At 66.9% G+C, this 18,293-nt stretch carries 19 protein-coding genes; 10 read left to right on the forward strand and 9 right to left on the reverse strand.

Going from position 1 to position 18,293, the window contains the following annotated elements; all coding sequences use genetic code 11:
- Nucleotides 1–14 precede the first annotated feature (14 nt).
- Complete coding sequence (locus AC1DIN_RS09315) at nt 15–659, forward strand: DUF1007 family protein (RefSeq protein ID WP_476809528.1); 645 nt, start codon at nt 15–17, stop codon at nt 657–659.
- Nucleotides 660–742: 83 nt separating this feature from the next.
- A complete protein-coding gene (locus AC1DIN_RS09320) occupies nt 743–1,771 on the forward strand; it encodes a nickel/cobalt transporter (protein WP_476809529.1) in 1,029 nt (342 codons plus the stop codon).
- 156 nt (nt 1,772–1,927) lie between these two features.
- Here AC1DIN_RS09320 and AC1DIN_RS09325 read toward each other — a convergent pair whose 3' ends face one another.
- From AC1DIN_RS09325 to AC1DIN_RS09345, 5 genes are read right to left on the reverse strand one after another with little or no spacing between them, the layout of a single operon-like run.
- On the reverse strand, nt 1,928–2,311 hold the full coding sequence (locus tag AC1DIN_RS09325; RefSeq protein WP_441469329.1) for a nitrile hydratase accessory protein: 384 nt from the start codon (nt 2,309–2,311) through the stop codon (nt 1,928–1,930).
- Nucleotides 2,298–2,957, reverse strand: coding sequence for a nitrile hydratase subunit beta (gene nthB, locus AC1DIN_RS09330; protein ID WP_441469328.1), 660 nt, complete (start codon nt 2,955–2,957; stop codon nt 2,298–2,300). The genes AC1DIN_RS09325 and nthB overlap by 14 nt, the downstream gene beginning before the upstream one ends.
- Nucleotides 2,954–3,583, reverse strand: coding sequence for a nitrile hydratase subunit alpha (gene nthA, locus AC1DIN_RS09335; RefSeq protein ID WP_476809530.1), 630 nt, complete (start codon nt 3,581–3,583; stop codon nt 2,954–2,956). The genes nthB and nthA overlap by 4 nt, the downstream gene beginning before the upstream one ends.
- A gap of 12 nt (nt 3,584–3,595) precedes the next feature.
- Complete coding sequence (locus AC1DIN_RS09340; protein WP_476809531.1) at nt 3,596–4,792, reverse strand: amidase; 1,197 nt, start codon at nt 4,790–4,792, stop codon at nt 3,596–3,598.
- 6 nt (nt 4,793–4,798) lie between these two features.
- Nucleotides 4,799–6,388: a gamma-glutamyltransferase family protein gene (locus AC1DIN_RS09345; RefSeq protein ID WP_476809532.1), complete on the reverse strand. Its 1,590-nt coding sequence runs from the start codon at nt 6,386–6,388 to the stop codon at nt 4,799–4,801.
- A 135-nt stretch (nt 6,389–6,523) separates the two neighbouring features.
- On the opposite strand from AC1DIN_RS09345, the gene AC1DIN_RS09350 reads away from it, so the two are divergent.
- The gene (locus tag AC1DIN_RS09350; protein WP_441469324.1) at nt 6,524–6,763 is read left to right on the forward strand and encodes a hypothetical protein; all 240 of its coding nucleotides are present in this window, start codon (nt 6,524–6,526) and stop codon (nt 6,761–6,763) included.
- 110 nt (nt 6,764–6,873) lie between these two features.
- On the opposite strand, the gene AC1DIN_RS09355 is transcribed toward AC1DIN_RS09350, so the two are convergent.
- From AC1DIN_RS09355 to AC1DIN_RS09365, 3 genes are all read right to left on the reverse strand, one after another.
- Nucleotides 6,874–7,242, reverse strand: coding sequence for a DUF1850 domain-containing protein (locus AC1DIN_RS09355; protein WP_476809533.1), 369 nt, complete (start codon nt 7,240–7,242; stop codon nt 6,874–6,876).
- Nucleotides 7,239–9,395 (reverse strand): TRAP transporter permease, encoded by a 2,157-nt coding sequence (locus AC1DIN_RS09360; RefSeq protein WP_476809534.1) that lies wholly within the window; start codon nt 9,393–9,395, stop codon nt 7,239–7,241. Before AC1DIN_RS09360 ends, AC1DIN_RS09355 begins: the two co-directional genes overlap by 4 nt.
- Nucleotides 9,396–9,503: 108 nt before the next feature.
- Nucleotides 9,504–10,472, reverse strand: a complete 969-nt coding sequence (locus AC1DIN_RS09365) for a TAXI family TRAP transporter solute-binding subunit (protein ID WP_441469321.1) — start codon at nt 10,470–10,472, stop codon at nt 9,504–9,506.
- Between the two features lie 225 nt (nt 10,473–10,697).
- On the opposite strand from AC1DIN_RS09365, the gene AC1DIN_RS09370 reads away from it, so the two are divergent.
- Nucleotides 10,698–12,332, forward strand: a complete 1,635-nt coding sequence (locus AC1DIN_RS09370; RefSeq protein WP_476809535.1) for an OpgD/OpgG family glucan biosynthesis protein — start codon at nt 10,698–10,700, stop codon at nt 12,330–12,332.
- 6 nt (nt 12,333–12,338) lie between these two features.
- Here the strand turns inward: AC1DIN_RS09370 and AC1DIN_RS09375 are convergent, their stop codons facing one another.
- Nucleotides 12,339–13,058, reverse strand: coding sequence for a hypothetical protein (locus tag AC1DIN_RS09375; protein WP_476809536.1), 720 nt, complete (start codon nt 13,056–13,058; stop codon nt 12,339–12,341).
- A 133-nt stretch (nt 13,059–13,191) separates the two neighbouring features.
- Between AC1DIN_RS09375 and AC1DIN_RS09380 the strand changes: the two genes are divergently transcribed.
- The 6 genes from AC1DIN_RS09380 (at nt 13,192) to AC1DIN_RS09405 (ending at nt 18,288) form a co-directional block, all read left to right on the forward strand.
- Nucleotides 13,192–13,338: a hypothetical protein gene (locus AC1DIN_RS09380; protein WP_476809537.1), complete on the forward strand. Its 147-nt coding sequence runs from the start codon at nt 13,192–13,194 to the stop codon at nt 13,336–13,338.
- A gap of 13 nt (nt 13,339–13,351) precedes the next feature.
- Nucleotides 13,352–14,086 (forward strand): zinc ABC transporter ATP-binding protein AztA, encoded by a 735-nt coding sequence (aztA, locus tag AC1DIN_RS09385; protein WP_476809538.1) that lies wholly within the window; start codon nt 13,352–13,354, stop codon nt 14,084–14,086.
- Nucleotides 14,087–14,249: 163 nt separating this feature from the next.
- A complete protein-coding gene (locus tag AC1DIN_RS09390; RefSeq protein ID WP_476809539.1) occupies nt 14,250–15,125 on the forward strand; it encodes a metal ABC transporter permease in 876 nt (291 codons plus the stop codon).
- A 34-nt stretch (nt 15,126–15,159) separates the two neighbouring features.
- A complete protein-coding gene (locus tag AC1DIN_RS09395; protein ID WP_476809540.1) occupies nt 15,160–16,101 on the forward strand; it encodes a metal ABC transporter substrate-binding protein in 942 nt (313 codons plus the stop codon).
- Between the two features lie 43 nt (nt 16,102–16,144).
- A complete protein-coding gene (locus tag AC1DIN_RS09400) occupies nt 16,145–17,107 on the forward strand; it encodes a CobW family GTP-binding protein (protein ID WP_476809541.1) in 963 nt (320 codons plus the stop codon).
- A gap of 182 nt (nt 17,108–17,289) precedes the next feature.
- Nucleotides 17,290–18,288 (forward strand): WD40 repeat domain-containing protein, encoded by a 999-nt coding sequence (locus AC1DIN_RS09405; protein ID WP_476809745.1) that lies wholly within the window; start codon nt 17,290–17,292, stop codon nt 18,286–18,288.
- Nucleotides 18,289–18,293: the final 5 nt, after the last annotated feature.

The raw sequence follows: 18,293 nt of genomic DNA on the forward strand, positions 1-18,293 counted from the left end.
CGGAGGGTTCGCCTTTGACGCGACGCGCATCTTTGACGGCCCTCGCCGGGCTCCTGCTGGCCGCCATCGCGGCCGGGCCGGCGGCTGCGCATCCGCACGTCTTCGTCAATGCCAAGGCAGAGATCGTCTTCGCGCCCGACGGCACGGTGCAGGCGATCCGGCACCGTTGGAGCTTCGACGAGGCCTATTCGGCCTATATCACGCAGGGCCTCGACAAGAACGGGGACGGCAAGCTGACGTCGGACGAGCTCGCCGAACTCGCCAAGACCAACGTCGAATCGCTGCCGGATGTCGAGTTCTTCACGGCGGCCAAGCTCAATGGCCGCAAGCAGGAATTCGGCACGCCGGGCGAGCAGGTGATGTCCTTCGACAACAAGGTGCTGACCCTGGCCTTCACGCTGCCGTTGAAGAGCCCGGCGAAAGCGCGCTCGTTCGGCATCGAGATCGGCGATCCCACCTATTTCGTCGCCTTCAGCATCGTCGACGAGCCCGACGCGGTCGTGACCAAGGGCGCGCCGCAGGGCTGCGTGGTGCGGGTGAACCGGCCGCCCAAGCTCGACGATGCCACGCAGAAGCGCCTGGCCGAAGCCGACATCACCGCGATGCCCGATGTCAGCGGGCTCGAAGTGACGACGCGGGCGCTGGTGGCATGTCCGTGACTATGTCACTCAGCCCTCATCCTGAGGAGCCGCGGAGCGGCGTCTCGAAGGATGGTCCAGCGCACTCTGGATCATCCTTCGAGATGCGCTCTCCGAGCGCTCCTCAGGATGAGGGCTCGAAAGTGGCGAGGCCGCTATTTGCGCGCATCGTCGTTGCGGCGCTGGCGCTGCTCCTGGTCGCGGGCGTGGTTGCGCTTCTCGCCATGCTGATCGCGAGTGTTAGCCCACCGCCTCCGCCTCCGCCGCGCAATCCTTTCGGCACGGCGCTGCCACGCGAGGCGCTGCCGTCCACCACCGGCTTCGGCGCGCTGCTGATCGCCTGGCAGTCGAGCTTCTACCGCGAGCTGACGGCGGCGCTGAAGGCGATCGCGACGGCGCCCGGCGCGCTCTGGGGTTTGCTCGGGCTCTCCTTCGGCTATGGCGTCTTCCACGCAGCCGGGCCCGGACACGGCAAGGCGGTGATCTCCGGTTACATCGTCGCCGACAACCGTAGCCTGAAGCGCGGCCTTGGCCTGAGCTTCGCGGCGGCCCTGCTGCAGGCCCTGGTCGCCATCGCGATCGTGACGGTGGCGACGCTGCTGCTGCGGCTCACGGCGATGCAGATGAATGCCGCAACGACCGTGATTGAGCAGGGCAGCTTCCTGCTGGTGGGTCTGGTCGGCCTGCTGATGCTCTGGCGCAAGTCGGGCGCATTTATTGGGCTGGAGGCGGGCGCTGCGCATGATCCGGCGGCCTGCGACCACGTCCATATGCCGGATGCCGATCAGGTCTCGCGGCTCGCCGGCTGGCGGGACATGGCAGGCGTCGTGCTGGCTGCTGGTTCGCGGCCCTGCGCAGGGGCGCTGATCATCCTCGTCTTCGCGGCGTCGCAAGGGCTGTTCTGGGCCGGCGTCGCCGCGACCCTGGCCATGGCGCTCGGTACCGCATTGACCACCGGGGCGCTGGCCGCCTTCGCGGTCTTCTTCAAATTCGCGGCGCTGAAATTCGCCGGCGGCGGCAACCTGCGCTCGGCGCGGCTGATCGCCGGGCTCGAGCTCCTTGCAGCCGCCTTCGTCGCCGTGCTGGGCGCGGCGCTCTTCACCGGCCTCTGGCTCGGCGGGGCGGGGGGCTGAATCTGAAGACGCCTAGAATCGCAGCCCTCATCCTGAGGAGCCGCGTCAGCGGCGTCTCGAAGGACGCTTCAGCAGGCTCTGGAACCATCTGGAGCATCCTTCGAGACGCGCCTGCGGCGCTCCTCAGGATGAGGGCTGAGTTCGCCCAGTGGCGAACTAACGCTGCGGATCGTTCTTCAGCAGGATCGGCTTGCCGTGCGGGGTCGCTTCCGCGGCACGGGCCCAGGAGGCGGCGAGTGCGTCGACGCCGTCATGCGAGGCTAATCCCTTCTCGATCAGCAGGTGCTCCAGCGCCTCGCACCAGCGCTCGTAATAATCCGAGCCGTCGCGGCAACCGCCATTGGCGAGCGCTTCGCGGATTTCGGCGCCGAGCGCCTGCGCCCATTCATCGGCCGTGAAGACGCCCTTGTTCTGCAGCGCGACGACCAGCGCGAAGGCCTGCGCCTGCCAGGGCTCGGCGAAGATCGGCCCATCGGCATCGCGCGGGATCGGCGTGTCGGCGGCGAGCGCTGCCGCCAGGTCGGTCTCAGGCCGGCTCAAGATAGCTCTCCCAGGCCTCGATGCTGACGGCGGAGGTCGGGTCGCCATCGCGGCCCCAGAGCTCGCTGCCGGTGAAGACCACCGTGTAGAGCCACTGCGCCGTCTCGGGCAGGCCTTGCGAGCCGGTATCGGGGAAGACGTGGCAGCCGACGATGCGCTCGACCACGCCTTCCTTGCCGCGGGCATAGCGCGGCAGGCGGGTGTGGTGCTGCGGGTGCATCACGATGGTTCGCACTTTGTCGCCGGCGGCGAAGCGGGCCGGCGCCTTCGCTTCGCGCTCATAGGGGAAGCCACGGCGCAGCACGCCGGCGACCTCCTCGCCCTTGAGCACGCGCTTCGGTTCGCGGCGCTCAGCCGAAGGCTTGCCGGTCGCGAGTTCGTCCGATGTCAGGAAGCCATGCTTGACCAGCACCTTGTCGAGCGCGGCCAGCCAGATCTCGTAATAGGTCGAGGAGAGGTACTGCGCCGGCGGCAGGCTTTCGCGGGCGTGGCGGATCTCGTCGATGGTCCAGGCGCCCATGGCGCCGGCCGCGACATTGATCGCGAGCACGCGCTTCTCCCAGTCGCCGTGGAAGACCGGCTCGTTCGGCTCGGGGACGACCGGCCCGAAAGCCATCTGTCCGCCGAGGTCATGGGCGCTGTTCATGCGGCGTCCTCCACCTTCGGCAAACCGGTCCCGATCATCGAATCGCGGGTCACGATGCTGGCGAGTTTTTCCTCGCTCCAGCCCTCGGTGCCGGCCGGGCGCATCGGGATGACGATGAAGCGGGTCTCGGCCGTCGAATCCCAGACGCGGATGCGCTGGCTCTCCGGTAGCGTCACGCCGAAATCGGCGATGGTGCCGCGCGGGTCGATCACCGCCTTGGCGCGATAAGGCGGGGATTTGTACCAGACCGGCGGCAGCCCCAGCACCGGCCACGGGTAGCAGGAGCAGAGCGTGCAGACGATCAGGTTGTGCTGCTCGGGCGTGTTGAAGCAGGCGACGATATGCTCGCCGCCGCGCCCGCCATAGCCGAGCTCGGCAACGGCCGCCGTCCCGTCCGCCTTCAGGCGTTCGGCAAAGGCCGGGTCGGTCCAGGCTTTGGCGACGACGCGGGCGCCGTCGCGCGGGCCGATCCTGGTCTCGTAGGTGTCGATGATGGCGTCGAGCGCGGCCGGATCGACATAGCCCTTCTCGACCATCAGCGTCTCCAACGCCTTCACCCGCGCCTCGATGGCCGTGAAGTGGTTGTCGTGCTGGTGGTCGTGATCGTGGTGGTGATGTCCGCCCATGGCGAGATCCTCTCAGGCGATCCGGATGCGCGCGGCGCGTTCGTAGCGTATCGCGAAGGCGACGAGCGAGCGATCGGAACCCTTCGGGCCGATCAGCGACAGGCCGAGCGGCGCGCCCTCGCGTTGCGCCACCGGAATGGTAACTTGCGGGAAGCCCGACAGGCCAGCAAGGCAGAGCAGACGCAGGGCCCGGTTGCGGAAATCCTCCAGCTCCGCCTCTTTCGCTGCGATCAACGGGGCGATGTCCGGCATGGTCGGCAGGATCAGCACGCCGTCCCGGCCGAGAAGGCGCGCGAGCCGGGTGCGGAAGGTTTTGCGGGTGGCTTCTCCCCGGGCGTATTCGGCGTCGGTCACCGCCTTGGAGAAGATGAAACGCTCCCTGACGCCCGGCCCGAGCGGCGGGGCGAAGCGCTCGATCATGGCGCCGTCGGACAACCAGGCTTCGCGACCTTGAATCCAGCGGAAGGCCCAGTAGAGCGCGTCGAGATCGCGCACCAGCTTGACGCTTTCCGGCTGGCCGAGTGCCGGGATCGTGCGCTGCACGACATTGCGCAGGATCGACTCGGCCTCGGGGATGGCCTGGGCGAACATGTCGTCGGCGATGATGAGGCGCGGCGTCTCCGGCAGTTCTGTCCGATCCAGATCGAACAGCGTGTTGGAAACGCGGGCGAAGACCTCGCCGTCGCGGGCAAACCAGCCGGGCGTGTCGAGGCTCTCCGCCAGCGGCCAAACCCGCTTCAGCGAGAGCCGGCCATGGGTCGGGCGGATGCCGAAGAGCCCACCATAGCTTGCGGGAGCCCGCACCGACCCGCCGGTGTCGGAACCAACAGCGATATCGGCGAGGCGCCCCGCCACCGCCGCCATCGAGCCGCAGGACGAGCCGCCGGTGATCCGCTCGGGCGCAGCGGGATTGATCGGCGAGCCGAAATGCGCATTCTGGCCGTTGAGCGAGAAGGCGAGTTCGTCGGTATGGGTCTTGCCGACGAAGCGGGCGCCGGCCTGGAGCAGTTCCTTCACGATCGGGGCCGTCTTCGTCTTGATGCCGGACTGCGCCAGCACCAGCGGCGAGCCCGCCCCGGTCGGATAGCCCTTGACGTCGAAGAGATCCTTCACCGCGAGCGTCAGCCCGGCCAGAGGCCCCGCGGCGGCGTGCTTCACCGGCGCGTCGGGGTAGGGAACAAAGCAGCGGAACGGATCGTCGAAAGTCATCTGGCGTCAGATCCCCCTTGCATCGCCGTCGGAACGCGGGTCGTGCACCGCCTCGACATGGCCCTTGGCGTGCTTCACCAGCATGCCGGCATGGCCGAAGCCCTCGGAATAGGCCAGGCCGCTCTCCTCGACCGGATGGCCGGCGGCATCGAGCCGTTCCAGCAACGAGGAATCGAAGCGGCTTTCGAGCTTGAGGCTGGTTGAGCCGGCCCCCCAGGTCTTGCCGAAGAGCCAGCGCGGCGCGTCGACCGCCGTGGCGAGGTTCTGGCCGGCACGGTAGCGCGTCAGGATCTGCGCCTGGAACTGCGGCTGGCCGTCGCCGCCCATTGAGCCATAGGGCAGGATGCGCCCGTCATCGAAGCGGGCGAAGGCAGGATTGAGCGTGTGGAAGGGCTTGCGCCCCGGCACCAGCGGATTGGCGGCATTCCTGTCGAGCGAGAAGGAGACGCCGCGGTTCTGCCAGTGGATGCCGGTGGCGGGCAGCACGCAGCCGGAGCCGTATTCCCAATAGATCGACTGGATGTAGGAGACGGCAAGGCCGCTGCCGTCGATCGCGCCCATCCAGATCGTATCACCGTCGCCATTGCGCAGGGGCAGCTTCGCCGCCCGCTTCATATCGATGGCCGCGACCTCGCGCTTCAACGCGGCGTCGGTCAGGAAGTCCGCAGGCGGGTGATCGAGCTCGGCCGGGTCGGTGACATAGCGGTCGCGAATGGCGAAGGCGCGCTTCGTCGCCTCGATCAGCCCGTGATGGTGCTCGAAGCTGTCGAGCTCGAACCGGCCGAGCCGCTCGAAGATGCCGAGGATGATCAGCGAAGCCAGCCCCTGCGTCGGCGGCGGCAGGTTGGCGACGGTGAGGCCGGGCAACTTGAGCGTCAGCGGCGCGACGGAGCGCGCGCGATTGCGTTCGAGATCGGCGCGAGTGACGGGGGCGCCGATGCGTTCGAGATCGGCCGCGATCTCGCGCCCGACGTCGCCGCGGTAGAAGTCGTCGAGGCCGGCATCGGCGAGCTGCTGCAGGGCTGCGCCGAGCGCTTCCGGCCTGCGGCGGGCGCCGGGCTTGGGCGGCGCGCCGTCGACCCAGAAGCTGGAGAGGAAGCCGGGCGCGGCCTTCAGCGCCTCCAGCTCGTTGGGCTTGTTGCCGAGCTCGGAATCCGAGACCGCATAGCCTTCCCGGCAATGGCTGATGGCATCGATCAGCAATTCTCTGAGCGGCATGCGCCCGCCGAGCGAGCGCGAGAGATCGAGGGCAAGCTGCCAGCCTCCGACGGCGCCGGCGACGGTCAATGCCGCTTCCGGCCCGCGCGAGGGAATGGTGTCGTAGCCCTTGCCGCGATAGCGCTCGATCGTGGCGAGAGAGCCGGCCGGGCCACAGGCCTCGATGCCGTGCAGCCGGCCGCCGGGCTCATGCACCAGCCAGAAGCCATCGCCGCCGATCGCGTTCATATGCGGATAGACCACGGCGATCGTCGCGGCCATCGCGACCATGGCTTCGATCGCATTGCCGCCTTCGGCGAGCACGGCTCGCCCGGCCTCGGAGGCGAGGCGATGGGGCGCTGCCACTGCAGCGGAGGCGAAGACAGGCGTATCCAGCATCAGGGCTTTTCAAGTTCCGGAATCATGCCCATCTGGGGGCGGCGGGCGCGAATTTGTTGCATGGGGCGGCAAGCTCCGCTAGGTGCCTAGGGCGCATGGCGGCGTGAGGCGGCCGGCGCGCGAAGGAAGGACAGCATGGCCGGACGGCATATGAACTGGCGCAACCTGATCATGGTCTCCTCGTTCGGGATCCTGATCGCCGTCGAGCTCTTCGGCGTGGCGCTGGCGGCTGGTTGGGCGCTGGCGGGCTTGTTCGATCTCGGCGCCATCTTCGAATACATCATGATGGCGATCTTCTCGGTCTTCGCGGCCTATGGCCTGCTCAACCTGATGCGCCGGATGCTCAAGATCGAGCATCTGACCGAGGTCGATTGATCGGGCGTCATGCTCGGGCTTGAACCGAGCATCTCAGGCCGAGGACGGCTCCCGCGCCTCGCTTTCAAGAGATTCTCGGGTCTGCGCTTCGCTCCGCCCGAGAATGACGGCTATTGCTCGCAGATCTTCAACGTGACCGGGTCGGCGTCCACCGGGACATAGTCGCCCATCGGGCGGCAACCGGCGAGCGTGCAGATGCGCCAGTCGGCGGTCGCGCCGGAACGCCGCATTACGACCTCTCTCAGAGGCGGCAGCGCCGGGCGCCAGCGCCAGAAGCCGTCGACCAGCTTCGCGCCGTCGGGCGGGTCCATGCCGGCGCCCGAACCCTCGATCCGCGCTTCGACGATCTCGAGCCCGGCGGGCGTCTCCCGCCAGACCTCTTCCCACAGCGTCTTCTGCACCGAATGGTGCCAGCCGAGCGTGATCTCGCTGCGGCCGAGCGCCACGACGAGCGCGCCGGCCGCGAGGCACAGGCTCATGCCAGCGCGGTCTCGGCCTTGCGGGCCGCGAACCAGTGCCGCAGAACGATCACAGCGGCGAGCGCGTAGCCGAGTGGATCGCTATAGGCGAACTCGCCGAAGAGCAGCACCGCCGCGCCGAAGCTCAGCACGCGCTCGATGACGGAGAGCTTTCCGAACAGGTAGCCGATCGCGACCATGCCGAAGAGGCCGATGGCGACCGTCGCCTTGAAGGTGGCGTAGACCACCGCCGGCCAGAAGCCGATGACATTGGCCATCGGATCGCCCGGTTGCAGCATCAGCGCCGGCGAATAGACGGCGATGAAGGGGATGACGTAGCCCGCGAGCGCGACGCGCATCGCCTCCCAGCCGATCTTGTCGGGGTTCTCTTTGGCGATCGGCGCGGCTGCGAGTGCCGCCAGCGCTACCGGCGGCGAGAGATCGGCCATGATGCCGTAGTAGAAGGCGAACATGTGGCTGACGATCAGCGGCACCCCGAGCTTCTCCAGCGCAGGGGCGGCAAGCGCCGCGACGATGATGTAGGTCGGAATCGTCGGGATGCCCGTGCCGAGCAGGATCGACAGGATCATCGTCAGGATCAGCGCCAGGAACAGGCTGGACTGGCCGAGGCCGATGATCCAGGCGCCGAAGGTGGTGCCGATGCCGGTTTGCGTCATCAGGCCGATGATGGTGCCGACGATGGCGCAGGCGATGCCGACCGGCAGTGCGGTCTTGGCACTGTCGGCGAGTGCGTCGCGGCTGATCGTCAAGGTCGTGCGCCCGCCGAGCGTGAACGCATTGGCGAGGACCAAGACCGCGATCAACCCGGCGACGACGCGGATATCCATGCCCTCGCGGAAGAGCGCGGCCGCGATCAGGCCGAGGCCAACCCAGAAGATCACGCGCAGGGTCTGCGTGCGCAGGCCCATCGCAATGCCTGCGCCGAGCAGCAAGCCTACCGTCAAGGCAAGGCCGATCGTGCCGGCGAAGAGCGGCGTGAAACCGTGGAACAGCATGAAGATCAGCACGGCGAGCGGCAGCGCCAGGTACCAGCGCTCGCGCAGGGCCTTGAGCGGGCTCGGCAGCATGGAGCGCTCGATGCCCTTGAGGCCGTATTTGCCGGCTTCCAGATGCACCATCCAGAAGGCCGAGGCGAAGTAGAGCACGGCGGGGATCGCCGCCGCCTTGACGATCTCGGCATAGGGCACGCCCAGCGTCTCGGCCATGATGAAGGCGACGGCGCCCATCACCGGCGGCATGATCTGGCCGCCCATCGAGGCTGTCGCCTCGACGCCGGCGGCGAAGGCGCGGCGGTAGCCGAACTTGATCATCAGAGGAATGGTGAACTGGCCGACGGTGACGACGTTGGCGACGCCGGAGCCGGAGATCATGCCCATCATGCCGGATGAAACCACGGCGACCTTGGCCGGGCCGCCGCGCGAGCCGCCGAAGATGCCAAGCGAGACGTCGTTGAAGAGATGAATCATCCCGGCCTTCTCGAGGAAGGAGCCGAAGACGATGAACAGGAAGATGTAGGTCGCGGAGACGTAGATCGGCGTGCCGTAGAAGCCCTCCGTGCCGAAGGAGAGATGGCCGATGATCTGGTCGAAGCCATAGCCGCGATGGTTGAAGGGCGCAGGCAGGTACTGGCCCAAGAACCAGTAGAGCAGGCAGACGCCGCACATGATCGGCAGGGCATTGCCCATCAGCCGGCGCGCCGCCTCGAAGACCAGGACGATCAGCAGCGTGCCGACGACGAGGTCCATGCTCGAAGGGTCGCCGTCACGCAGGATCAGGTCGGCATAGAAGATCCATTGATACAGGCCGACGCCGAAGCCGAGGATGCCAAGCGCCCAGCCGAGCAGCCGGCCGGGCGTATCCTTCGCCCGGAAATTGGCGACGAGGCCGAAAGAGAGCAGCAGCAGGAAGCCGACATGGACGCCGCGCGCCGCCTGGCTCGGCAGGAAGTTCCAGGCGGAGATCGCGATCTGGAAGGCGGCGAAGGCGATCGCCAGAGCATAGGCGAAGAGCCCCCAGCCGCCTGGGCCGAAGCCGGGCGGAAAGCCGTGCTCGAAATTGTCGAGATCGGGATGCTCGATCGGAACCGGGGTGGCGCCGGAGAGTTCGTGCAGCCGGTCGGTGTCGGCTCCCGTCACGGAGGTCTGCTGTGTCATCGCGCTACCCTCGAAAGCCGACCGCCGTCATGCCCGGGCTTGACCCGAGCATCTCGGAAACCAGCGAACTGGTCATGAGATTCTCGGGACAAGCCCGAGAATGACGTTCTACGAACCGGCCTTCAGGCCCTTTTCCTTGAGATAGCGCGCCGCGCCCGGATGCAGCGGCACGGGCATGCCGTCGAGCGCCTTCTCCAGCTTGATCTCCTTGCCGGCCGAGTGCGAGGCGGCGAGATCGCCGAGATTCTCGAAGACGTTCTTGGTCATCTGGTAGACGAGCTCCTCCTTCACGCCCTCATGAGTGACGAGGTAGTTGACCACGGCGGCCGTGTTCACGTCGCTTGTCTGGCCGGTATAGGTGTTGGCCGGGATCGGGGCGCTGATGAAGGGCGGCCCGGCCTTGTCGATGACCGCCTTCGGCACCTCGACGACGTTGATCTCGACGGAGGTCGCGAGGTCGCGCAGCGAAGCGACGCCGAGGCCGGCCGATTGCAGGGTGGCATCGAGCTGGCGATTCTTCATCAGTTCGACCGATTCGGCGAAGGGCAGGTACTCGATCTTGCCGAGGTCCTTGTAGGTGATGCCGGCGGCCGCGAGGATGGCGCGGGCGTTGAGCTCGGTGCCGGATTTCGGCGCGCCGACCGAGAGGCGCTTGCCCTTGAGATCGGCGAGCGTCTTGATGCCGCTCTCCTTCGAGGCGACGATCTGGACATAGTTCGGATAGATCGCGGTGATGCCGCGCAGCTTCTTTAGCGGCGCCTTGAAGCCGGCTTCCTCGTCGCCCTTCCAGGCGGCGTCGAGCGAATCGCCGAGCGTGAAGGCGATCTCGCCGCGGCCCTGCTGCAGCAGCACGAGATTCTCGACAGAGGCCTTGGTCGCCTGCACGGTCGGCCGGACGTTCTGGATCTTCTCGCCATAGATCTTCGAGAGCGCGACGCCCATGGGGTAATACACGCCGGAGGTGCCGCCGGTCAGGATGTTGATGAAGTCCTGGGCACTGGCTTTCACCGGGGCGGCGGCGAGCGCGACAGCGGCGGCGAGGCCGGCAAGGTTCCGGGCGCGGAACAGCGTTTTCATGATGTCTCCCTGGAAAGCCTCCGGCTCGTACGGCCGGTTGTCGCGCATTTTAGAGCATGCTGCCGGTGAAAGTGAAAGCACGACGGCGCCCCGCGCTTTTCGCCTTTAGCCCAAGCCCCGGACTGGTTTCGCCATGATTGGCTGACTATCTCCCGCTTCGCGCGGCTGCTCTTTCCCCGGGAGCGGGCCAGCCGGGCAACGGGACAACAGGCTATCAGGAACGACATGGATAACCGCGCCGGACAGGGCAGCAACCAGAGGTTTCGCCTCGATCGACGGACTCTTCTCACAGGCGCGGGCGCAACGGCGACGCTGGCGGCGCTCGGGTTCACGCCGGAGGCGCTGGCTCAGCAAGGGCTCAAGCTCGGTCAGGCCGAGGACTTCACCTTCGAGGCGCTGAAGGCGCAGGCGAAGCAGATGGCGGCGCAGGAATATCAACCGCCGCCCAGCCCGCGGCCGGACGTGCTGCAGCGGATCGATTACGACGCCCATGGAAAGATCAGGTTCAAGCCGGAGATGGCGCTGTGGGCGAACGGGCCGTCGCCCTGGCCGGTGACCTTCTTCCATCTCGGCCGCTATTTCCAGAAGCCGGTGCGGATGCATGTCGTCGAGGCTGGCCGGGCGCGCGAGATCATCTACGACGAGAGCTATTTCGAGATGCCGGCCGACTCGCCGGCGCGCGGGCTGCCGACAGGGGCTGGCTTCGCCGGCTTCCGCTTCCAGGAAAGCCGCAGTGGCCATCCCGGCCGCAAGGGTGAGACGCTCGACTGGAAGAAGAACGACTGGGTCGCCTTCCTCGGCGCGTCCTATTTCCGCGCCATCGGCGAGCTCTATCAGTACGGCCTCTCGGCGCGTGGCCTCGCCATCGACCCGGCGGTCGCGGGCCGGTCCGAGGAATTCCCTGACTTCACCCATATCTGGCTGGAGACGCCGAAGGACGGGGCCGAATACGTCACGGTCTATGCGCTGATCTCGGGGCCGAGCGTGGCCGGCGCCTATCGCTTCCGCATGCATCGCGGCAAGGGCGTCACCATGGAGATCGAAACCGCGATCCATCTGCGCAAGGATGTCGAGCGGCTCGGCATCGCGCCGCTGACCTCGATGTTCTGGTATTCGGAGACATTGAAGCCGACGGCGATCGACTGGCGCCCGGAGGTCCATGATTCCGACGGGCTTGCGCTCTGGACGGGGCCGGGCGAGCGCGCCTGGCGGCCGCTCAACAATCCGCCGCGCACCATCGCCTCGGCCTTCGTCGACAACAATCCGCGCGGCTTCGGGCTGATGCAGCGCGATCGAGAAGTCGGGCACTACCTGGACGGCGTGCTCTACGAGCGCCGCCCGAGCCTCTGGGTCGAGACGGAAGGCGATTGGGGCAGGGGCTCGGTTCAGCTGATCGAGATCCCGACCGACGACGAGATCCACGACAACATCGTCGCGATGTGGGTGCCGGAGGCCTCGGCCCGAGCCGGCAATGCCTATAACTACCGCTACACGCTGCACTGGCTCGCCGACGAACCCTTTCCGACCACGCTCGGCCGGGTCGTCGCGACGCGGTTGGGAAATGGCGGCCAGCCCGGGACGGCGCGTCCAAAGGGCGTGCGCAAGTTCATGGTCGAGTTCCTCGGCCCGGCATTGGAGACGATTCCCTTCGGCGTGAAGCCGGAGGTGGTGCTTTCCGCCTCGCGCGGCAGCTTCTCCTACGTCTTCGCCGAGGCGATGCCGGACGATGTCCCCGGCCACTGGCGCGCCCAGTTCGACCTTACGGTCGGCGGCAGTGAACCGGTCGAGTTGCGCTGCTATCTCAAGGCCGGCGACACGGTCCTGACCGAGACCTGGCTCTACCAGTATCTCCCGTTCTGAGGAACGCTAGCTTTCGAGCAGGCGATAGACATGCGCCCCGGCGATCGCAATCCCGAGAACGCCGAGTTGGCTTGCAACACCCACGAAGGCGAGCGGGTAGATATAGGCGTCGCCGTCGTCGACATCCAAGATGCCCGTCATGGTGATCATGATCGCGAAGATACCCACCATCGTTGCGGCCACCGGCACGACGACGATGGCGAGGAGCTGCCATGTCAGCCCATCCGTTCTTGCGATGGACTGGGCGACGCCGAGATCCTGCCTACCGAGCGCGAGGGCACTGAATACCAGCGTCGTCCTCAGCAGGATCCAGCTCAACGCTATCGCGAAAACCAACTTCGCAGCCATGATGACCGGAGATGCCGGTACGTCGCTTGAAATCACCAGCATGGCCGAGAGCGCCACGACGTTGTAGGCGCCGTACCGCAAAGTCGCGAATGAAGGTGCGCCGATCCGGAAATCCACGTTCCGCCCCAGGACGATCTCCCGTACTGCAAGGAGGCAAAGCGGCAGCCAGAGGATCGCCGACGAGACGTTCAGGAGCCACGACGTCGCGAAGTTTTCGAGCGATGGCGCGTCTTGCCCCGCCAGTTCCACCAGGACAAGTCGATGGTGGATCGGGATCGTACATATCGTCGCGACCAGAACCGTTAAGGGATGGCGCAGCAGAAAGCGCCCGAGATCACGCAAGGTCGCGCCCGCGACCGCAAGCACCGGCAACGTCATGATAAGCCCCCCGGCCAATTAGAACAGATAGAGTACAAAAATCTCGCTTGATGCAAGCGATTTCGCTGCGATGCCGTGGCAGCCGGGCAGACCGCCATTGCGCCGCGGCGAATGTAATATTATAGCAGTGCATATGCCGTCGCAGAGTCACAATCACTCCCATGCCGTCGCGACCGAGCCCGGCTTCTCGCTGCTGCGGATGTCCGCGCGGGCGCGGCTTGGCTTCGCAGCGCTCGTCGTCGCCATGCTGTGGCTGGCGACGCTGGCCGTGATCCTTTGATCGAGTAGCGTTGATGTCCGCCATCCGCCTGACAGATCTGACTCTGGGATATGACCGTCATCCGGCGGTGCATCACCTTTCGGGCGAGATCGAAACCGGCAGCCTCACCGCCATCGTCGGCCCGAACGGTGCCGGCAAGTCGACCCTGCTCAAGGGCATCGCGGGGGCGCTCGCCCCGCTTTCCGGCGGGGTTGCGCTGGCCAAGGGCAAGCGGCTCGCCTATCTCCCGCAATCGGCGGATCTTGACCGCTCCTTCCCGATCCATGTCTACGATCTTGTCGCCATGGGCCTTTGGAACCGGGCGGGTATCTTCGGCCGCATCGGGGCCGGGGCCGTGCACAAGATCGAGCATGCCATCGCGGCTGTGGGCCTGACCGGCTTCGAGCGCCGGCCGATCGGTACGCTCTCCGGCGGCCAGATGCAGCGGGCGCTGTTCGCGCGGCTCCTGCTGCAGGACGCCGATGTCATCCTGCTCGACGAGCCCTTCACCGCCATCGATGCACGCACCACCGCCGACCTGCTGGAACTGGTGCGGCGCTGGCATGGCGAGAGCCGCACGGTCGTCGCCGTGCTGCACGATATCGAAACGGTGCTGCAAGCCTTTCCGCAGACGCTGCTGCTGGCGCGAGAGGTTGTCGCCTGGGGCGAGACCGGCGCAGTGCTGACGCCAGAGAACCTGCTGAAGGCGCGGCGCATGGTCGAGGCCTTCGACAGTCACGCCGCTCCCTGCCAGCGCGACGCGGCGTAACCACCGCCCCAGCGCCTCCCCCAACCCAATGACAAGTGCTCGGTCATCCCGGGCGTAGTGAAGCGAAGACCCGGGATCCATGCCTGAGCGCTGCTGAACGAGGTTCAGGCATGGATCCCGGGTCTCCCTGCGGTCGTCCGAGATGACCTGGAAATAGCGTTTCATGCTCTACGATCTCTTCATCGGCCCCTTCGCCGAGTTCGACTTCATGCGGCGCGCGCTTGTCGGCGTGGTGGCGCTCTCCGTTTCGGGGGCGCCCATCGGCGTCTTCCTGATGCTCAGGCGAATGAGCCTGACAGGCGACGCCATGGCGCATGCCATCCTGCCGGGCGCGGCGCTGGGCTATCTTGTCGCCGGCTTCTCGCTGCCGGCGATGACCATCGGTGGGCTCGCGGCCGGCTTCGCCGTGGCGCTCGCTGCCGGGGCGGTGGCGCGGGCGACGGTGCTCAAGGAGGATGCCTCGCTCGCTGCCTTCTATCTGATCTCGCTGGCGCTGGGCGTCACCATCGTCTCGCTGCGGGGGTCGGCGATCGACCTGCTGCATGTGCTCTTCGGCAATGTCCTGGCGCTCGACGACCAGGTGCTGATCCTGCTCGCCGGTGTCGCGACCGTGTCGCTGTTGTCGCTGGCGGCGCTCTACCGGCCGCTGGTGCTGGAATGCGTCGATCCCGGCTTCCTGCGCTCGGTCAGCCGCTCCGGAGGCATCGTGCATCTGACTTTCCTCGCGCTCGTCGTGCTCAACCTCGTCGCCGGTTTCCATGCGCTGGGGACCTTGCTCGCCGTCGGCATGATGATGCTGCCGGCCGCGGCTGCGCGCTTCTGGACGGCCGATATCACGCGCCTGCTGCTGCTCGCGGCCGGTTTCGGCATGGTCTCGGGCTATGCCGGGCTGGTGACGTCCTACGCGGCCGGTTCAAGCCTGCCTGCCGGCCCCTCGATCATCCTCGCGGCCGGCGCGATCTATATCGGCTCGCTCCTGTTCGGCTCGCAGGACGGACTTGCGCGTCGCCTCTTGCCTCGCGCCCATCTCCAGAGATAGAAACGTTATATCGTTTCATTTTGTGGAGTTGCCAGTGCCCAACCGTCGCGCCCTCGTCGCCGGCCTCGCCTTCGGGCTCGCCGCAGCCGCCGCGCCGCTCAGTACCTTCGCGCAGGAGAAGCTGCCGGTGGTCGCGAGCTTCTCGGTCCTCGGCGATTTCGTCCGGCAGGTCGGCGGCGACCGCGTCAACGTGACGACTCTGGTTGGGCCGGACGGCGACGCCCACGTCTATTCGCCGACCCCGGCCGATGCGAAGGCGATGTCGGCTGCGAAGCTCGTCGTCGTCAACGGGCTGCATTTCGAGGGCTGGCTGCCGCGTCTCGTGAAATCCTCCGGCACCAAGGCGACGCTGGCCGAGGCGACGAAGGGGATCACGCCGCTCGAGGCCGATGACGACCATGACGATCGCGGCAAGGGTGGTCATGCGCATGCCCACGGCCATGACGACCCCCATGCCTGGCAGAGCATCGCCAATGCGAAGACCTATGTCGCCAACATCCGCGATGCACTGAGCATGGCCGACCCCGCCGGCAAGGCTACCTACGACGCCAACGCCACGACCTATCTTGCGGCGCTGGACGGGCTCGAAGGCGAGGTGAAGGCTTCGGTCGCGCGCATCCCGGCCGAGCGGCGCAAGGCGATCACCACGCATGATGCCTTCGGCTATTTCGTGAAGGCCTATGGTATCGAATTCGTCGCGCCGCAGGGCGTTTCGACCGAGGCCGAAGCTTCTGCCAGGGACGTCGCCCGCATCATCCGGCAGGTGAAGGCGCAGAAGATTCCGGCGGTCTTCCTCGAAAACGTCACCAATCCGCGCCTCGTCGAGCAGATCGCCCGTGAAAGCGGGGCCAAGGTCGGCGGCCGGCTCTATTCGGATGCGCTCTCGGCCGAGAGCGGCCCGGCGGGGACTTACATCCAGATGATGAAGCACAATATAAGCGAAATCGAAAAGGCGCTGACCGCCGGCCCGGCCTGACCGGGCGGTGTCGTCCTTGCGTCGCAGTCATTCAGGTCAAGCCATGTCCGAGAAAATCCCCGTCACGGTGCTCACCGGCTATCTGGGCGCCGGCAAGACCACGCTCCTCAACCGCATCCTGACCGAGGACCACGGCAAGAAATTCGCCGTCATCGTCAACGAGTTCGGCGAGGCCGGCATCGATGGCGACCTCATCGTCGGCGCCGACGAGGAAATCTTCGAGATGAACAACGGCTGCATCTGCTGCACCGTGCGCGGCGACCTGATCCGCATTCTCGACGGGCTGATGAAGCGCAAGGGCAAGTTCGACGCGATCATCGTCGAGACCACCGGCCTCGCCGATCCTGCCCCGGTCGCGCAGACCTTCTTCGTCGACCAGGATGTCGGCGACGCGACCCGCCTCGATGCCGTCATCACCGTCACCGACGCGAAGTGGCTCAAGGACCGGCTGAAGGACGCGCCCGAAGCGAAGAACCAGATCGCCTTCGCCGATGTCATCGTTCTCAACAAGACCGATCTCGTGACCGCGGAAGAGCTGGCCGATGTCGAGTCCGCGATCCGCGCGATCAACCCCTATGCCAAGTTGCACAAGGCCGAGCGCGCCAATGTCGATATCGCCGCCTTGCTCGACCGCAACGCCTTCGACCTCGACCGCATCCTCGACATCGAGCCGGATTTCCTCGAGGCTGGGCATCACCATCACCATGCCGAGGATGTGCGCTCGATCTCGCTGACCGTGCCCGGCGATGTCGATCCCGAGAAGTTCATGCCGTGGATCAACGACCTCACCCAGATCCAGGGTCCGAACATCCTGCGCTCCAAGGGCATCCTCGCCTTCAAGAACGAGCCGCGCCGCTTCGTCTTCCAGGGCGTGCACATGATCCTGGACGGCGACCTGCAGCGCGACTGGAAGGATGGCGAGACCCGCGAGAGCCGCCTCGTCTTCATCGGGCGCGGTCTCAACGAGAACGAATTGCGCAGGGGGTTTGAAGCCTGCGCGGCCTGAGGGCTCCTACCTCCAACGCGGTCATCCCGGACAAGCCGCGTGAGCGGCGCCGATCCGGGATACATGCCGGAGCCTTCATCGGAGGCGTTCCGGAATGGATCCCGGGTCTTCCTTCGGTCGCCCGGGATGACGTCGCGGTTTTCATCGAACGCGAGCTGCGTTAGACCCCGGCCATGACGACGATGACTCCACCCGTCTCGCTGCGCGAGCATGTCACCCCGATCGCCGCGGAGACGCATGTCGTCGCCGCTCGCTGGCTGAAGCAGGGGCTCGCGCTCGCGCTCGCCGACGGGCGCGTGCTGCGCTGGCGCGACGGCGCGACCGATATGGTCGAGGCCCATGCCGGCGGCATCCTGTCGGCGACGAGCGATGCCGATCGGCTCATTACCGGCGGCGATGACGGGCGCGTCGTCGCAACCCGGATCGAAGGCGAGCCGGAAGAGCTGGCGAAGGACCCCAAGCGGCGCTGGATCGACGCGATCACGCTGTCGGCCTCGGGCAACCTCGCCTGGAACAGCGGCAAGACCGTGCAGGCCCGCGACGAGAAGGGCCGCGTCCGCACGCTGGAGGCCGCGAGCACGCCGCAGGGCCTCGTCTTCGCGCCGAAGGGCTACCGCCTCGCCATCGCGCAGATGAACGGTGTTTCGCTTTGGTATCCCAACACCGAGGCGACGCCGGAATTCCTGGAATGGAAGGGCTCGCACCTCGACGTCGTCTGGTCGCAGGACGGGCGCTTCATCGTCAGCTCGATGCAGGAGAATGCGCTGCATGGCTGGAAGCTCGGCGACAAGCCCGGCCATATGCGGATGACCGGCTATCCGGCGAAGCCGCGCTCGCTGTCCTGGTCGCATGACGGGCTCTGGCTCGCCTCAAGCGGGGCGGATGGGGCGATCGTCTGGCCGTTCCAGGGCGATGGCCCACAGGGCAAGGCGCCGCGCGAATGCGGCGTGCGCCGTGCCCGCGTCACCCGCGTTGCCTTCCACCCGGGCGCGCTGGTGCTGGCGATCGGCTACGATGATGGCTGCATCCTGCTGGTGCGGCTGACCGACGGCTCCGAACTGCTGGTGCGGCCGGCCGAACGCGACAGCGGCATCAGCGCCTTCGCCTGGGACAAGGGCGGCAAGCGGCTCGCCTTCGGTGCCGAGGACGGTGCCGCCGGCGTGCTGGTCCTGCCGAGCTGAGAACC

It is taken from the genome of Allobosea sp. 05T438, from assembly GCF_056396025.1.

What these genes read in the sequence shown, in the direction of transcription:
- AC1DIN_RS09320 (WP_476809529.1), top strand. Translation starts at nt 743, where the DNA reads ATGCGCTCTCCGAGCGCTCCTCAGGATGAGGGCTCGAAAGTGGCGAGG.
- nthB (WP_441469328.1), bottom strand. Translation starts at nt 2,957, where the DNA reads ATGAACAGCGCCCATGACCTCGGCGGACAGATGGCTTTCGGGCCGGTC.
- nthA (WP_476809530.1), bottom strand. Translation starts at nt 3,583, where the DNA reads ATGGGCGGACATCACCACCACGATCACGACCACCAGCACGACAACCAC.
- AC1DIN_RS09340 (WP_476809531.1), bottom strand. Translation starts at nt 4,792, where the DNA reads ATGACTTTCGACGATCCGTTCCGCTGCTTTGTTCCCTACCCCGACGCG.
- AC1DIN_RS09345 (WP_476809532.1), bottom strand. Translation starts at nt 6,388, where the DNA reads ATGCTGGATACGCCTGTCTTCGCCTCCGCTGCAGTGGCAGCGCCCCAT.
- AC1DIN_RS09350 (WP_441469324.1), top strand. Translation starts at nt 6,524, where the DNA reads ATGGCCGGACGGCATATGAACTGGCGCAACCTGATCATGGTCTCCTCG.
- AC1DIN_RS09355 (WP_476809533.1), bottom strand. Translation starts at nt 7,242, where the DNA reads ATGAGCCTGTGCCTCGCGGCCGGCGCGCTCGTCGTGGCGCTCGGCCGC.
- AC1DIN_RS09360 (WP_476809534.1), bottom strand. Translation starts at nt 9,395, where the DNA reads ATGACACAGCAGACCTCCGTGACGGGAGCCGACACCGACCGGCTGCAC.
- AC1DIN_RS09365 (WP_441469321.1), bottom strand. Translation starts at nt 10,472, where the DNA reads ATGAAAACGCTGTTCCGCGCCCGGAACCTTGCCGGCCTCGCCGCCGCT.
- AC1DIN_RS09370 (WP_476809535.1), top strand. Translation starts at nt 10,698, where the DNA reads ATGGATAACCGCGCCGGACAGGGCAGCAACCAGAGGTTTCGCCTCGAT.
- AC1DIN_RS09375 (WP_476809536.1), bottom strand. Translation starts at nt 13,058, where the DNA reads ATGACGTTGCCGGTGCTTGCGGTCGCGGGCGCGACCTTGCGTGATCTC.
- AC1DIN_RS09380 (WP_476809537.1), top strand. Translation starts at nt 13,192, where the DNA reads ATGCCGTCGCAGAGTCACAATCACTCCCATGCCGTCGCGACCGAGCCC.
- aztA (WP_476809538.1), top strand. Translation starts at nt 13,352, where the DNA reads ATGTCCGCCATCCGCCTGACAGATCTGACTCTGGGATATGACCGTCAT.
- AC1DIN_RS09390 (WP_476809539.1), top strand. Translation starts at nt 14,250, where the DNA reads ATGCTCTACGATCTCTTCATCGGCCCCTTCGCCGAGTTCGACTTCATG.
- AC1DIN_RS09400 (WP_476809541.1), top strand. Translation starts at nt 16,145, where the DNA reads ATGTCCGAGAAAATCCCCGTCACGGTGCTCACCGGCTATCTGGGCGCC.
- AC1DIN_RS09405 (WP_476809745.1), top strand. Translation starts at nt 17,290, where the DNA reads ATGACTCCACCCGTCTCGCTGCGCGAGCATGTCACCCCGATCGCCGCG.